Raw genomic sequence first — 14,873 nt, 5'->3', positions numbered from 1 at the left:
TGGGGAGTGCTGGGTACGGGGTGCGGGGGGGCTCGGGGAGGGGGAAGGGGGGGTGCGCGGTGCGGGTGGCCCGGGCGTCATTCCGGGGTGGCCGCGAGGGCGTGCTCGACCATCGCGAGCAGCGTCTCGACCACGCTGTACCGCTTGCGCGCGTCCATGATCATGATCGGGACGTGCGGCGGGACCGTCAGGGCGTCCCGGACGTCCTCGATCTCGAAGCGCTCGGTGCCCTCGAAGTGGTTGACGGCCACGACGTACGGCAGCCCGCAGCTCTCGAAGTAGTCGAGCGCCGGGAAGCAGTCGGTGAGCCGGCGCGTGTCGGCCATGACGATCGCGCCGATCGCGCCCCGCACCAGGTCGTCCCACATGAACCAGAAGCGCTGCTGTCCGGGCGTGCCGAAGACGTACAGCACCAGGTCGTCGTCGAGCGTGATCCGGCCGAAGTCCATCGCCACGGTCGTGGTCAGCTTGTCCGGCGTGGCGGTGAGGTCGTCGGTGTCCTCGCTCGCCCGCGTCATCAGCGCCTCGGTCTGGAGCGGGGTGATCTCCGAGACCGCGCGGACGAAGGTGGTCTTGCCGACGCCGAAGCCGCCCGCGACGACGACCTTGGTCGCTATCGGGGCGCGGGAGTGGTCGAGCTGCCAGTCCTGGGCGCCCTCTTCGGGATCGGGCTCCCCGGTGGGCTGGGCCGGGATGCCGGCGAGGGCCGGCGGTTCGGTGACGACGGAGGCGTCAGAGACGGCGGAGTCCACTCAGCACCCTTTCGAGGAGCGCGCGGTCGGGCCGGCCGGTGGCGTGACCGGTCCCGTACACACGGATCTTTCCCTGGTCGGCCAGGTCGCTGAGCAGCACCCGGACGACCCCCAACGGCATCTTGAGGAGCGCGGAGATCTCGGCCACCGTCCGCATCCGGCGGCAGAGCTCCACGATGGCCCGCATCTCCGGCATCAGCCCGCGCGCGGCCGGCCCTCCGTCGGTGAGGACCTTGCGCGTGGGCGCCGCCTCCAGCGCGGCCACGAACGTCTCCACGAGGAGGACGTGGCCGAAGCGGGTGCGGCCGCCGGTGAGCGAGTAGGGACGGACCCGGGAGGGGCGGCGCCCCTCCCCGCGTATCGGCAGCCGGTGGGCGTGTGCGGCGGCGGTCACCGGGCGCTCTCCGCCGTCTGGACGGACTTGGCGAGCTCACTGCGCAGTTCGGGCGTGAGGACGTGTCCGGCCCGGCCGACGAAGAGCGCCATGTGGTACGCGATGACGCTCATGTCGCAGTCCGGCGTGGCGTGCACGCCGAGCAGCGAGCCGTCGCTGATCGACATCACGAAGACGCTGCCGTCCTCCATCGCGACCATGGTCTGCTTGACCCCGCCGCCGTCCATCAGCCGGGCGGCGCCCACGGTGAGGCTGCCGATGCCCGAGACGATGGTGGCGAGGTCGGCGCTGGAGCCGCGCGGCCCGGCGGGCCGGTCCGCGCCGGGCGCGGCGGCCTGGGCCGCCTGCGCCTGGGCCTCGGGATCCGACGAGAGCAGGAGCAGGCCGTCGGAGGAGACGACGGCGACGGAGCGGACCCCCGGCACCTCCTCGACCAGGTTGCCCAGCAGCCATTGCAGGTTGCGGGCCTCGCTGCTCAGTCCGAATGTTCCGGTCGCAGTCAACTGCGTGCCTCCTCGACTGTGTCCCCCGTCTTCTCCGTGTTCTCAGCGTTCTCGGCGGACCGTGCTGTCTGTGTGGCGCGGATCTCGGCGGCCACGTCACGGCGGCCGTCCTCGGCTCCTCGCTGGAAGCCGCCGAGCCGCCTGCGCAGCGCCTCGGCGTCCACGCCGCCGCGGCGTATCGGCGCGGCGGGGGCACCGGCCTGACGCACTATCCGCGGCGTCCGCTTGGGCAGCCCCTTGTCGGTGACCCGCTCCCACTGCCCGGGGCGCGGACCGACGGGACCGTCCTCGGGCGCGGGGGCGGGGGCGGTCTCGGCCTCGGCGGGGTCGGGTCCGGTCGCGGGACCGGGCGCGCCGGCCAGGCCGGGGGCGGTCGCCAGGTCGGGGGCCGTGGCCACGTCGGGGGCCGCAGGCAGGTCCGGGGCGGGAGCCTCGGTCGCCGGCTCGCGCCGGACGAGCCGCTCTCGCTCGGCGGGCGCCTCCTCCACGGCGCGCTCGTGCGCGTCCGGCTCGGGCGCCGGATCGGGCAGGCGGACCTGGAGGGTGGTCTCGGAGACGGACTCGCCGGGCACGGGGGCGGGAGCGGCGGGCTCGGGCGCGAAACCGGCCGACGGCTCGCCGGCGACCGGCTCCGACCACTGCCCCGGCCCCGTCTCCGGCTCCGTCTCCGGCTCGAACGTGAACGGGGGCGCTTCGGCGGCCGGCTCCGTCTCGAACGCCGCCACGGGCTCCGGCGCGACGGCCACGGACTCGGGCCCGGCCTCCGGCTCGGCGGCGGCGCCCTCGGACGCGAAAGCGGCTGCGGGTGCGGGCGCGGCCTCCTCGCGGGCCGGCGCGGCCTCCTCGCGGGCCGGCGCGGGCTCCGCCGTCGGCGAGGTCCCCGCCACCGGCGGCTCCGCCGCGTTGTCCGCCTCCGCCGCGGCGATCGCCCGCTCCGCCGCCTCCACCAGCGGGTCGCGGTGGCGCGACGGCAGCGTGTTGGAGTTGGCCTCGGCGATCGAGCCGGGGAGGTTGACGACGGCGGACGGGCTCGTGCCCGGAACCGGGACCGTCGGCGGGACGGTGGCCGGCGGGGCCGTGGGGAGCAGCGGGAGCGGGAGGACCACGACGGCGGCGGTGCCGCCCTGCTTCTGCTCGCGCAGCTCGACCCGTACGCCGTGCCGGGCGGCCAGCAGCGCGGTGACGCGGATGCCGAGGCCCTCGCCGTCGGCGTCGGTGATCTCGGGGTCGGCCAGGCGCGCGTTCAGCTCGGCCAGCCGGGACGCGGCGATGCCGATGCCGCCGTCCTGGACGGAGAGCATGACCTCGCCGGACTCCAGGAGCCAGCCGGAGAGCTGGACCTGGGTGTCGGGCGGCGAGAAGGAGGTGGCGTTCTCCAGGAGTTCGGCGACCAGGTGGCTGAGGTCGTCGGCGGCGAAGCCGGCGACCTGGGCGTGCTGCGGCAGGGACTGGATGCTGACCCGCTCGTAGCGCTCGATCTCGCTGACGGCGGCGCGCAGCACGTCGACGAGCGGGACCGGGCCGGGGTGGCCGTGGTGGTGCTCGTGACCGGCCAGGACGAGCAGGTTCTCGCTGTGGCGGCGCATGACGGTCGCCATGTGGTCCAGCTTGAAGAGGGTGGCGAGCCGGTCCGGGTCCTGCTCGCGCTCCTCCAGCTTCTCGATGACGCCGAGCTGGCGCTCGACGAGTCCGAGGCTGCGCAGCGAGAGATTGACGAAGGTGTGCTGGACGGTGCCGCGGACGCGTTCGAGCTCGGCGGTGAGCAGGGCGGTGTGCCCCTGGAGCTCGGCGCGCTGGGCGGCGAGCTCGGCGGCGAGGGCGTCGCGGGCGCCGGCCAGGTCGTCGCGTTCGCCGTCGAGCTGCTCGAGGCGGGCGGCGAGGCCGGCGAGCTTGCCCTGGAGGCCGTTGAGGGACCGTACGACCTGGGCGAACTCGTCGTTGCGTCCGGTGAAGCGGACCGGCTCCTCGTGCTGCGGCTCGGGGGCGGCGGCCAGCCGGGCGGCGCCGATGCGCAGCACGGCGAGCGGCCGGGTGAGGCTGCGGGCGACGTAGGTGGAGATGCCGACGGCGACGAGCAGACAGCCGCCGAGGAAGGCGATGCGCAGTTCGAGCGCGGTGACGTCCTCGTCGCGGAGCTGGGCGAAGCGCTCGGCGCGCTGGGTGGCGAAGGCGGACTCGACGCCGCGCATCTGCTCGATGCGGGCGGAGAGCGCGGCCTCGAGCCGGGCCGGGTCGGTGTCGAGCTCGGACGCGGAGAGTTCGGGCCGGTCGGTGAGCCGGGCGAGGTAGCGCTCGGCGTTCTTGACGTCGGGCCCGGTGACGCCGGCGGCGAGCGAGTCGCGCGCGGCGGTGGGGGCGGCCTGGTCGAAGTCGGCGAGGGCGGCGAGTTCGCGGACCCGGGCCTGCTGGGCGGCGGCGGTGAGGGCGTTGCGGGTGCGGTCGGCCTCGGCGGCGCCCTCGGGGCGGTCGGTGACGTAGGTGCCGGTGGCCGGGTCGTAGTGGGTGCTGCCGCTCGACTCGGGCCGGGGGACGGCGAGGGCGGCGAGGAGGAGGCCGCGCTCGGCGGAGGCCTGTTCGGTGGCGCGGCCGAGGGCGGCGGGGGCTCGGACGGCCTCGGCGGCGCGGGCGGGGGTGCGTTCGGCGAGCTGGTCGGCGAGGGCCTGGAGCTTGGCGATGACGTCGGTGTAGGCCCGGTGGGCCTCCAGGGCGCCGCCCTTGCCGGTGAGGGCGGCACGGCGGATGGAGGGCAGGGCGGCGAGGTCGCGGCGCAGGTCGGCGGGGGCGGCCTCGTGGATCTCGTCGATCTGGCGGTCGACCCGGGCGGACTTGGCGCTGCTGATCTGGCGCTTGCGGTCGCCGTCGGCGCCGTCTCCGGACTGCTCGTCACGGCCCGCGGCGATGTAGGCGACGACCTCGTCGCGTTCGTCGGAGAGGGAGTGGGCGAGGGTGACGGCCTGGCGGTCGAGTTCGGCGAGGGCGACGAGGCTGACGGTGTCGTCGAGGTCGGCGGAGGCGGTCAGGACGGCGGGGGCGCCGGCGGCGAGGACGGTGACGCCGACCAGGGCGACGCCGGCGACGAGCCGGCTGCGGACCCGCTTGGCGCGGCCGGCCGGGGGCTCCGCGGGCAGGCCGGGGCTCTGCGGGTCACCGGGGGTCTGGCTCCGCGCGCCGTTGTTGCTCCGAGGCCGCTTGTTCTGCACCGGTGCTCGCATCCTTGACTCGTCCGCCCATGAAGCAGAGGTGACGACCGGTCACATGTAAGAGCCCCCACCCCTGGTGTGTCTTCCGACCATTTCAGCGGTTCTGGTCGGGGGACTCACATCGGCCGCTCCGCCACCCGAACGAGTGAACAACACTCTGGAGTTGGGGAACAACTCTCCGCGTGGGGTGCCGGGGCGCCGGGCTTACCGCCGGTTGGATCTTCCGCGCGGGCTTTGGCAGGATGCCCGCCCGCAGCTTTCCGGAGCGCGTGGTCCCAGGCCGGCACGGCCGTCACACCGCCTTGGTACAGGCCAGATTCGGCCGTTTGGAGGCGTTGTGAAGGAGCGATGCAGAGCGGGCGCACACGGGGCAGACTGTGGATCATGCGTACGGAAGCGGCGACCCTCCCCGGCAGTCCCGAACGCCCTAACGAGGACTGGGTGGGCGCCGTTCTGCCCGCCTCGGGGGCGGGGGGCGTGGTCGTGGTCCTCGACGGGGTGACACCCCCCTCGGGCGCGTGCGGTTGTGTGCACGGGGTGCCGTGGTTCACCGCCCGACTCGGCGGCGCTTTGACGGAACTGTCCGTTTCGCGAGGTGATCTGACGCTGCCCGAGATCCTGTCGCTGGCAATCCGGCGCACCGCGGACGCCCATCGGAACACCTGTGACCTTTCTCACGTCCGCACTCCGCAGGCGACGGTGGCCCTGGCGCGCTGGAACGCGGCGGTGGTGGAGCACCTCGTCCTGTCGGACGCGGCGCTGCTCCTGCGCTCTCCCGACGGCACGGTACGGGCGGTGCTCGACGACCGGCTCGACCGCGTCCCCGCCGAGGTCCGGCGCTCCGTGGAGGCCACGGACCGGCTGCGCAACCGGGAGGGCGGCTTCTTCACGGCGGCGGCCGACCCCGCCGTGGCGGCCCTCGCGGTCACCGGTACGACGCCCCGGGCGGAGGTCCGGGCCCTCGCCGCGCTCAGCGACGGCGCGAGCCGCTGGGTGGAGCTGTTCGGCGAGGGCGACTGGGCGGACCTGTTCGGCGTGCTGGAGCGGGAGGGCCCGCGCGGTCTGCTGCGGCGGGTGCGGGCACTGGAGGCGGCGGACCCGTGGACGAGCCGCGCGGCCGGCGGCACGCGCCGCGGGAAGCTCCACGACGACGCGACGGCGGTGTACGCGGAGCTGTAGCGGGGGGCGGCACGCCCCCCGGGGCCGCTCAGCCCTCGGCCGACCGTACGTTGAAGTGGTGCAGCAGCCGCGCCAGTTCCGCGACCTCCGCGCGGTCCCAGTCGGCGAGCTTGCGCACGTACCGCTCACGGCGGGCGTCCCGTACGTGCCGGAAGCGGCCCTGGCCCTCCTCGGTGAGCCGCACGAGCGAGGCCCGGCCGTCGGCCGGGTCGGGGTCGCGGGCGACCAGGCCGAGCTCCTCCAGGGCGCGCAGCTGGCGGCTCATGGTGGCCTTGCCGACGCCGAAGTAGCCGGCGAGGTCGGTGGCGCGCTGGGGGCCGGCCTCGTCGAGCCGTACGAAGAGTCCGTAGGCGGCGGGCTCCAGTTCGGGGTGCACCTCGCGGGCCATTTCGCCGGACTGGGCGCGGGCGCGGCGCAGAAAGACCGCCAGTTCGCGCTCCAGGGCGAGGAATTCCTGGTCCACACCACTCCCGCCGCTGGGTCCGGACCCACTCCCCGTACCGCTTACGTGCACGTCAGCACCCCTCGCGCGCTTTCCGCTCGCTGAAAGTTTCTTCCGCCGCGGGCCATCGCCGCAGCTCCTTCAGTATTTCGCAGGCGTAGACCAACGGCAGCCCCCGGGCCCCCTTCCGCCGACCGGTCTACGTGCGTAGCGTCGTTCCCGGCGTCCCCGCCTGACATGTCCACACCAGGATGTGTCGCCACCGCTCCCCCCACCGAGCCTTTCGGAGGCACGCAATGCGTGTGCACAGATCCGGAACGACCCTCGCCGGCGCCGCCCTCGCGGCCCTGACCCTCCTCCTCCCCCTCTCCCTCCCGGGCACCGCGAGCGCCGCCCAGGACCCCGGCGCCCGGCAGGTCCCCGCGCGCGGCTCCGCCTACATGGGCATGGGTGTGATCGCGCACGACGGCCAGGGCGGCGCGCCCGGCGGCATCTCCGTCCAGGCCGTCCAGACCGAGGGCGTGGACGTCTCCAGCCACAACGGGAACGTGGCCTGGTCGACCCTGTGGAACAGCGGCGTGAGGTGGGCCTACGTCAAGGCGACGGAAGGCACGTACTACAAGAACACCTACTTCACCCAGCAGTACAACGGCTCGTACAACGTGGGCATGATCCGCGGCACGTACCACTTCGCGACCCCCGACACCACGACGGGCGCGGCGCAGGCGGACTACTTCGTGAACAACGGCGGCGGCTGGTCCAGGGACGGCAAGACGCTCCCGGGCGCGCTCGACATCGAGTGGAACCCGTACGGCGCGACCTGCTACGGCAAGACCCAGGCCGGGATGGTCGCCTGGATCCAGGACTTCGTGAACCGCTACCGGTACCGGACCGGCCGCGACCCCGTGATCTACACGGCGACGAGCTGGTGGAAGCAGTGCACCGGCAACTACGGCGGCTTCGCCACCACGAACCCGCTGTGGATCGCGCGGTACGCCTCCGAGGTCGGTGAGCTCCCGGCCGGCTGGGGCTACTACACGATGTGGCAGTACACCTCCTCCGGCCCGACGGTCGGCGACCACAACCACTTCAACGGCGACCTCTCGCGGGTACAGGCGCTGGCCAACGGCTGACGGGCGCGCGAAGAACACGGGGGCGACGGGCCTCCCGGGTGAGCGGCACACCCGGGAGGCCCGCCTTCTTCGTCGCACCTCTTGCCCATTGGTATGGACCAATGCGACCCTCGGGGCGGCGCCCGGACTCGCAACTCCCGTGCGTCCGAAGCGTGTTGATCGTCCCGTACTCCCCCACGCACGAGAGAGAGCCCCCGCATGCCGCCCTACCGCCGAACCCCCGCCCTCGTCGCCGCGCTCTCCGCGGCGGCGGCGCTCACCGCCCTCACCCCGACCGCCGCACAGGCCCACGGCGCCGTGTTCGACCCGGTCAGCAGGATCGCGGCCTGTTACGCGGAGGGGCCGGAGTCCCCCGACTCGCAGGTGTGCAAGGACCTCGTCGCCGACTCGGGCACCCAGCCGCTCTACGACTGGAACGAGGTCAACATCGCCAACGCCGACGGCAGGCACCAGGCCGTGATCCCCGACGGCAGGCTCTGCTCGGCCAACCGCGAGAAGTACCGCGCCCTCGACTGGGCCCGCACCGACTGGCCGGCCACCGCGGTCGCCGCCGGCACCTTCGGCTTCCGGATCCGGGTCACCGCCCCGCACTCCGGCACGATGACGATGTACATCACCAAGCCGGGCTTCGACCCCACCCAGCCGCTGAAGTGGTCCGACCTCGACAGCACCCCCGTCGCCGTCCACACCACCACCCGCACCTCGGCCGACGGCTACTACACCTTCAACGGCACCCTCCCGAACCGCACCGGCCGCCACATCGTCTACATGGTCTGGCAGCGCAACGACAGCCCCGAGGCCTTCTACAGCTGCTCGGACGTCACCTTCGGCGGCGCCACGGCGGCCAGGGCCGCCACCGGGCCCCAGGCCCCCACCGAGGCGGAACTCGCGGCGGGCGCCGCGCTCTCCACGGTCAGCCACGCCGGACACGGCGGCGACGAGCAGCCCCCGGCCCTCTCCGCCGACGCCACCGACACCCCCACCTCACCCCTCCCCCTGGCCCTCGCGGGCGCCGGCGCCCTCGCGGCCTTCGGCGCGGGCAGCCTCCTGCTGACTCGCCGCCGCGGGTAGGCCCTGTCGTCGAACTCCCGTCGTTGCCCGGAGGGCGGCCCCGCGGCGTCAGGTGCGTGCTCTCGGTGCGCCGGGCGCGAGGCCTCGTACTGGACGTACTCGGCCTTGTGCCCGGTGCGGCGAGAGCGCGTGCATGGCGTCGTGGGGCAGGCGGGAGTTCGACGGCAGGGCCTAGGCGCGTGTCGCGACGCGGCCCCGGGAAGAGCCGAACAGGACGTCGAGGCTCCTCTTCCCGGGGCCGTTCCGGTGTTCAGGTGACGAATTCACGCCATCCGTACCAGGACGGGTGGGAGCGGGGTCCTCCGTGGACATCCTTCGGGAAAGCTCTGTTCGAACGGCCGTCAGCGCACGTCGTCCGACCGTGAAGGAGAGCACTCCATGCGGGATCAGCAGCGGTGGGTCTACCACCGCGGGCAAGGTTTACGCACGTTCGGGGTGGAGGAGGAGCTGCTCCTGGTGGATCCCGAGACCGGGCTCCCCCAGCCGCTCGCCGGCACCGTCTCCGAGATCGCCGCCTGGCACGCCGACGTGCGGCCGGAGGGCGACCGGGGCGAGCCGGTGAAGACGGAGTTGTTCTGCGAGATGCTGGAGATCGGCACGCGTCCGTGCGCCACGGCGGACGAGCTCGCCGAGCAGCTGCGCCAGGCCAGGGCCGCCGCCTCGGCCGCGGCCAAGGAGGCCGGAGTGGCCGTCGCGGCGCTCGCGACCGCGCCGATGCGCTTCGACCCGCTCCTCACCCCCACCGACCGCTACCGGCGCATCGAGGACCGGTACGCCCGGCTCGTCGACGACAAGCTCACCTGCGCCTGCCACGTCCACGTTCATCTCGCCTCGGCGGAGGAGGGCGTCGGCGTCCTGGACCGGATCCGGCCCTGGCTCGCGCCGCTCCTCGCGCTCAGCGCCAACTCGCCGTACTGGCAGGGCGAGGACACCGGCTACGCGAGCTGGCGTCACCAGCTGTGGTCGCGCTGGCCGATGAGCGGGCCCGCCGAGCTGTACGGCGACGTCGCCACGCACGAGGAGACCATTCGGGCGATGCTGGCGAGCGAGGTGCTCGTCGACGACCACATGGTCTACTTCGACGCCCGGCTGTCCCGCAGCTACCCGACGGTGGAGGTGCGGGTCGGCGACGTGTGCCAGTCCGCCGAGGACGCCCTGCTCCTCGCCGTCCTCGTGCGGGCCCTGGTGGAGACCGAGGCGCGGGCCTGGCGGGCCGGGCTGGCGGCCGACCCGGTGCCGACCGTCGTGCTGCGCCTGGCCGCCTGGCGGGCCAGCCGCTACGGACTGGGCGGCGCACTGCTGCACCCGCTGACCTGGCGCCCGGCCCCGGCCGCCACCGTCCTCGACGCCCTGGTCGACCATGTCACCCCGGCGCTGCGGGCCGCGGGCGACCTCGACCGGGCCGTGCGCGGCGTCGAGCTGCTGCTCGCCCGGGGAACCGGCGCCGACCTCCAGCGCGCCGCGCACACCGGAGGCAGCCTCGCCCCGGTCGTCGCCGACGCCGTGCGGCGGACCGTCCCCGCCTGAGCCGGCGGCGGGCGCCCTCCGCTCGGGAGGGCGCCCACCGCCGGACGCCAGGGCATGGGCCGCCCGCGCTCACCGCGACTTCCGCCGGGGCGCACCGCCGGACGCCAGGACGTCAGGCCGCCGCGCCCACCGCGACCTCCGCCTCAGGCAACCGCCGGACGCCAGGACGTCAGGCCGCCGCGCTCACCGCGACCTCCGCCGGGGTGAGGGCGATCTCCAGGACCTGCCGGACGTCCGTGACCGGGTGGACCTCCAGCTTCTCCAGGATCTCGGCCGGGACGTCGTCCAGGTCGGCCTCGTTCCGCTTGGGGATCACCACGGTCGTGATGCCCGCGCGGTGGGCGGCGAGCAGCTTCTGCTTCAGGCCGCCGATGGGCAGGACACGACCGGTGAGGGAGACCTCGCCGGTCATCGCGACGTCCGTGCGGACCAGCCGGCCGGAGAGCAGCGAGGCGAGGGCCGTCGTCATCGTGATGCCCGCGCTCGGGCCGTCCTTCGGGACCGCGCCCGCCGGGAAGTGGATGTGCACGCCCCGGTCCTTGAGACCGGTGACGGGCAGCTCCAGCTCCGCGCCGTGCGAGCGGAGGAAGGAGAGCGCGATCTGCGCGGACTCCTTCATCACGTCGCCCAGCTGACCGGTGAGGGTCAGCCCGGCGGCCCCGGTCTCCGGGTCGGCGAGCGAGGCCTCGACGAAGAGCACGTCACCACCGGCGCCGGTCACGGCGAGCCCGGTCGCCACGCCCGGCACCGCGGTGCGGCGCTCGGCCGGGTCCTGGGCGGACTCGGGCACGTGGTGCGGACGCCCGATGAGTCCGCGCAGCTCGTCGGCGCCGACGCTGAAGGGCAGCTCCCGCTCGCCCAGTTCGTGCTGGGCGGTCACCTTGCGCAGCAGCCGGGCGATCGACCGCTCCAGGTTCCGGACGCCGGCCTCCCGGGTGTACTCGCCGGCCAGCTTGCGCAGCGCCGACTCCTCCAGGACGACCTCGCCGGTCGCCAGGCCGGCCCGCTCCAGCTGCCGGGGCAGCAGGTGATCCCGGGCGATGACGACCTTCTCGTCCTCGGTGTAGCCGTCGAGCCGGACCAGCTCCATGCGGTCGAGCAGGGCCTCGGGGATGGCTTCGAGGACGTTCGCCGTGGCAAGGAAGACCACGTCGCTCAGGTCGAGTTCGACCTCCAGGTAGTGGTCGCGGAAGGTGTGGTTCTGCGCCGGGTCGAGGACCTCCAGGAGGGCCGCCGCCGGGTCGCCCCGGAAGTCGGAGCCGACCTTGTCGATCTCGTCGAGCAGGACCACCGGGTTCATGGAACCGGCTTCCTTGATCGCCCGCACGATCCGGCCGGGCAGCGCGCCCACGTACGTCCGCCGGTGGCCGCGGACCTCGGCCTCGTCCCGGACGCCGCCCAGCGCGACCCGGACGAACTTGCGCCCCATCGCGTGCGCGACGGACTCGCCGAGCGAGGTCTTGCCGACGCCGGGCGGACCGACGAGGGCGAGCACGGCGCCGCCGCGACGGCCGCCGACGACGCCGAGGCCGCGCTCGGCGCGCCGCTTGCGCACCGCCAGGTACTCGGTGATCCGCTCCTTCACGTCCTCCAGGCCGGCGTGCTCGGCGTCGAGCACCGCCTTGGCGGCCTGGATGTCGTAGGAGTCCTCGGTGCGCTCGTTCCACGGGAGTTCGAGCACGGTGTCGAGCCAGGTGCGGATCCAGGAGCCCTCGGGCGACTGGTCGCTCGACCGCTCCAGCTTCTCGACCTCCTTGAGGGCCGCCTCGCGGACCTTCTCGGGCAGGTCGGCCGCCTCGACGCGGGCGCGGTAGTCGTCGGACTCGTCGCCCTCGGTCTCGCCGTTGAGCTCGCGCAGCTCCTTGCGCACGGCCTCCAGCTGACGGCGCAGCAGGAACTCGCGCTGCTGCTTGTCGACGCCCTCCTGGACGTCCTTGGCGATGGTCTCGGCGACGTCCTGCTCGGCCAGGTGCTCGCGCAGCTGCGCGGTGGCGAGCTTGAGGCGGGCGACCGGGTCGGCGGTCTCCAGGAGTTCGACCTTCTGCTCGACGGTGAGGAAGGGCGAGTAGCCGGAGTTGTCGGCGAGGGCGCCGACGCCGTCGATCTGCTGGACGCGGTCCACGACCTGCCAGGCGCCGCGCTTCTTCAGCCAGCTGGTGGCCAGCGCCTTGTACTCCTTGACCAGTTCGGTCACGGCGCCGGGCAGCGGGTCGGGCAGGGTCTCCTCGACGACGACGCCCTCGACCCACAGGGCTCCGCCGGGCCCGGTCGTACCGGCGCCGATGCGGACGCGGCCGCGGCCGCGGATGAGCGCGCCGGGGTCGCCGTCGGACAGCCGGCCGACCTGCTCGACGGTGCCGAGCACGCCGGTCCCGGCGTACGTGCCGTCCACCCGGGGCACGAGCAGCACACGGGGCTTCCCGTTCCCGCCTCGCGCGGCGGCCTGTGCGGCCTCGACCGCGGCCCGTACGTCGTTGTCGGACAGGTCGAGCGGCACCACCATCCCGGGCAGCACGACCTCGTCGTCGAGCGGCAGCACAGGCAGTGTGAGCGGCGCGGACGCCATGGACTCAGAAGCCATGATCTCCCCTTCGGCAGTCAAGTTGAGCTATGCCGACTCAATGCATGTGAGCCGTTGATTGTTCCCCGACCGGCGTTCGCTCTGAGCGATCAGCCATCCACAGGCCGCGAACAGCAGTTGTAATGCCCTCATGGATATGGCGTCTCTTACCTCGGCCTGGGTGGCCGGCTGGACCGTCTCCCGGGGCACCCCGCCCGCCGTCGTCGAGCCCTGGGGCTACCGGATCGACGTCGGACTGCCGCGGCACCCCTTCCGGCACGTGCTGCCGCACCCGGACGCGGCGTCCGTGGGCCGGCTGTGCGCGCAGATCGAAGAGCCGTACGCCTGGCTCAAGGTGATGGCGACGCCCGAGGAGGTCGCGCCCTGGATCACCGAGGGGTGGACCGTCCCGGACGACCCCGGCTTCATGATGACCAAGAAGCTCGACCCCGCCGCCCGGCCCGCCCCGCCCGAGGGGTACGCGCGGACGACCGAGACCCGGAACGGCGTGATCCGGGTCCGGATCCTGGCGCCCGACGGCACGCTCGCGGCCCGCGGCCAGATCGCCCCCACCGGCCTGACGGCCGTCGCCGACCAGATCGAGACCGACCCGGCCCACCGCCGCCGCGGGCTCGGCGCCAACGTCATGCACACCCTGGAGGCGGCCGCCGCACAGGCGGGCGCCGAGACCGGCGTCCTGGCGGCGACCACCGACGGGATGGCGCTCTACGACTCCCTGGACTGGTACCACCGCGGCCCGCTCACCGGCGTCGTGCGCACCGGCTGACACGTTCGGGCTGCGCGAGGGCCGGGTGTGCGGGCATGCTCGGTCCATGGAGTACGTGAAGCGGTACGGGGTCGCGACGGTGCTGGCCGCGGTCGTCGCCCTGGCCGGCTGCAGCCAGGCCCCGGCGGCGGACCCCGAGGACTCGGGCCTGAGCATTCCGCCGGTGCCGAGCGGACCGGCCGTCAGCACGGGCACCGCCGGAGGCCCGGACGAGCCGGCGCCCCAGGAGGTCCTGGTCGAGGTCGTCGTCAACGGCGGCTTCGCGGGCGTCAGCAACAAGCTGGTCGTCCGGTACGACGGCGGCTACACGCTCCGCAAGGGCACCCGGCCGCCCACCTCGGGCCGGATGACCAAGGCCCAGGCCGCCGAGCTGCGCGCCGCCCTGGAGGACCCCGCGTACGCCGAGGTCCCGGAGCGCCCCACCGGCCGGCCGGCCGCTGACGGCTTCACGTACTACGTCACCTACGCCCACCGGCTCGTCGTCACCCAGGACGGCGAGGACCGACCCCCGGCGCTGCAGCGGGTCTTCCAGGCGCTGCCCGAAGGCCACCCGCCCACGGCGCCCTAGCCCCTCGCGGTTTCGGGCACGTCGTCACGGGGCGCCGGCCGCCCGCATCTCCGCGTACTGACGGCGCAGGAAGTCGCCGACCCGCGCCGGCATGTCCATGGAATCCGGGTCGAGCGCCCACTGGATCTGGAGCCCGTCCATCACGGCGAGCTGCTCGCGGCCGACGGCCGGGCAGTCGATGCCGGCGCGCAGCTCCCCGCGCGCGACGGCGGCCTCCAGGAGGTCGACGGTGTGCCGCAGCACGCGCGCGTAGCGCTCCTTGAAGTACTGGTGGGCGGGGTGGCCGAGGTTGCCGGACTCGCCGACGAGCACGTTGAACATGCGCACGATGCCGGGGCGCCGGGTGTTGTCCTCGATCAGGGCGACGAGGGTGTCCAGATACGCGGCGTAGGACTCCGGCTCCTGACTGAAGAGCCGCTCCACGTCGTGCTGCTCGCTCTGCGCGAGCACGGACAGGAGCAGGTCCTCCTTGCTGCGGAAGTGGTGCAGCAGACCGCCCTGGGTGATGCCGCAGTCGTGGGCGATCCGGGCGAGCGAGGAGGCGTGGAAGCCCCACTGCCCGAAGTGCTCGACCGCCGTGTCGAGGATCTTCTGACGTCGCGCGTCACCGACCGCATACGTACCCCTGCCTGCGCTTTTGCGGCTCGCGGTGACCTTCTTCTCGGGCATGGGGCCACCTTAGTCCGGCGCCCGAACACCCCCGGCGGCGTGTGACCCAGGACACAACACACAAACCTAGTGGGTACTCGGTTTTCGC

The 14,873-nt window shown here is 73.9% G+C and carries 13 protein-coding genes; 6 read left to right on the top strand and 7 right to left on the bottom strand.

Going from position 1 to position 14,873, the window contains the following annotated elements:
- Positions 1-77: 77 nt before the first annotated feature.
- Genes ACIGXE_RS28705 through ACIGXE_RS28690 form a run of 4 tightly spaced genes read right to left on the bottom strand, consistent with a single transcriptional unit; the run spans position 78 to position 4,849 of the window.
- A complete protein-coding gene (locus ACIGXE_RS28705; protein WP_399751787.1) occupies positions 78-752 on the bottom strand; it encodes a GTP-binding protein in 675 nt (224 codons plus the stop codon).
- A complete protein-coding gene (locus ACIGXE_RS28700) occupies positions 733-1,146 on the bottom strand; it encodes a DUF742 domain-containing protein (RefSeq protein ID WP_399751786.1) in 414 nt (137 codons plus the stop codon). The genes ACIGXE_RS28705 and ACIGXE_RS28700 overlap by 20 nt, the downstream gene beginning before the upstream one ends.
- Complete coding sequence (locus ACIGXE_RS28695; RefSeq protein WP_399751785.1) at positions 1,143-1,649, bottom strand: roadblock/LC7 domain-containing protein; 507 nt, start codon at positions 1,647-1,649, stop codon at positions 1,143-1,145. The genes ACIGXE_RS28700 and ACIGXE_RS28695 overlap by 4 nt, the downstream gene beginning before the upstream one ends.
- Positions 1,646-4,849: a nitrate- and nitrite sensing domain-containing protein gene (locus tag ACIGXE_RS28690; protein WP_399751784.1), complete on the bottom strand. Its 3,204-nt coding sequence runs from the start codon at positions 4,847-4,849 to the stop codon at positions 1,646-1,648. Before ACIGXE_RS28690 ends, ACIGXE_RS28695 begins: the two co-directional genes overlap by 4 nt.
- Before the next feature lie 384 nt (positions 4,850-5,233).
- Here ACIGXE_RS28690 and ACIGXE_RS28685 point away from each other — a divergent pair, with 384 nt between their 5' ends.
- The gene (locus tag ACIGXE_RS28685; protein WP_399751783.1) at positions 5,234-6,028 is read left to right on the top strand and encodes a hypothetical protein; all 795 of its coding nucleotides are present in this window, start codon (positions 5,234-5,236) and stop codon (positions 6,026-6,028) included.
- A gap of 28 nt (positions 6,029-6,056) precedes the next feature.
- Here ACIGXE_RS28685 and ACIGXE_RS28680 read toward each other — a convergent pair whose 3' ends face one another.
- On the bottom strand, positions 6,057-6,542 hold the full coding sequence (locus ACIGXE_RS28680) for a MarR family winged helix-turn-helix transcriptional regulator (protein ID WP_399751782.1): 486 nt from the start codon (positions 6,540-6,542) through the stop codon (positions 6,057-6,059).
- 224 nt (positions 6,543-6,766) lie between these two features.
- Here ACIGXE_RS28680 and ACIGXE_RS28675 point away from each other — a divergent pair, with 224 nt between their 5' ends.
- The 3 genes from ACIGXE_RS28675 to ACIGXE_RS28665 all read left to right on the top strand — a co-directional run bounded on the left by ACIGXE_RS28675 (position 6,767) and on the right by ACIGXE_RS28665 (position 10,201).
- Positions 6,767-7,603, top strand: coding sequence for a lysozyme (locus ACIGXE_RS28675; RefSeq protein ID WP_399751781.1), 837 nt, complete (start codon positions 6,767-6,769; stop codon positions 7,601-7,603).
- 198 nt (positions 7,604-7,801) lie between these two features.
- Positions 7,802-8,674: a lytic polysaccharide monooxygenase gene (locus ACIGXE_RS28670; RefSeq protein ID WP_399751779.1), complete on the top strand. Its 873-nt coding sequence runs from the start codon at positions 7,802-7,804 to the stop codon at positions 8,672-8,674.
- 378 nt (positions 8,675-9,052) lie between these two features.
- Positions 9,053-10,201 carry a glutamate--cysteine ligase gene (locus ACIGXE_RS28665; protein WP_399751778.1) on the top strand — a complete coding sequence of 383 codons (1,149 nt, stop codon included), beginning with the start codon at positions 9,053-9,055 and terminating at the stop codon, positions 10,199-10,201.
- Positions 10,202-10,370: 169 nt separating this feature from the next.
- Here ACIGXE_RS28665 and lon read toward each other — a convergent pair whose 3' ends face one another.
- A complete protein-coding gene (lon, locus tag ACIGXE_RS28660) occupies positions 10,371-12,782 on the bottom strand; it encodes an endopeptidase La (protein WP_399751777.1) in 2,412 nt (803 codons plus the stop codon).
- Between the two features lie 130 nt (positions 12,783-12,912).
- On the opposite strand from lon, the gene ACIGXE_RS28655 reads away from it, so the two are divergent.
- The gene (locus ACIGXE_RS28655) at positions 12,913-13,548 is read left to right on the top strand and encodes a GNAT family N-acetyltransferase (protein ID WP_399751776.1); all 636 of its coding nucleotides are present in this window, start codon (positions 12,913-12,915) and stop codon (positions 13,546-13,548) included.
- Positions 13,549-13,594: 46 nt separating this feature from the next.
- The gene (locus ACIGXE_RS28650) at positions 13,595-14,116 is read left to right on the top strand and encodes a hypothetical protein (protein WP_399751775.1); all 522 of its coding nucleotides are present in this window, start codon (positions 13,595-13,597) and stop codon (positions 14,114-14,116) included.
- A gap of 24 nt (positions 14,117-14,140) precedes the next feature.
- Here the strand turns inward: ACIGXE_RS28650 and ACIGXE_RS28645 are convergent, their stop codons facing one another.
- Positions 14,141-14,785 carry a TetR/AcrR family transcriptional regulator gene (locus ACIGXE_RS28645; RefSeq protein ID WP_399751774.1) on the bottom strand — a complete coding sequence of 215 codons (645 nt, stop codon included), beginning with the start codon at positions 14,783-14,785 and terminating at the stop codon, positions 14,141-14,143.
- Positions 14,786-14,873: the final 88 nt, after the last annotated feature.

The organism is Streptomyces sp. NPDC053431, from assembly GCF_044544925.1.
GTDB lineage: Bacteria > Actinomycetota > Actinomycetes > Streptomycetales > Streptomycetaceae > Streptomyces.
Note: the sequence above shows the minus strand (reverse complement) of the source record. Positions and strands in the feature narration are given on the sequence as shown.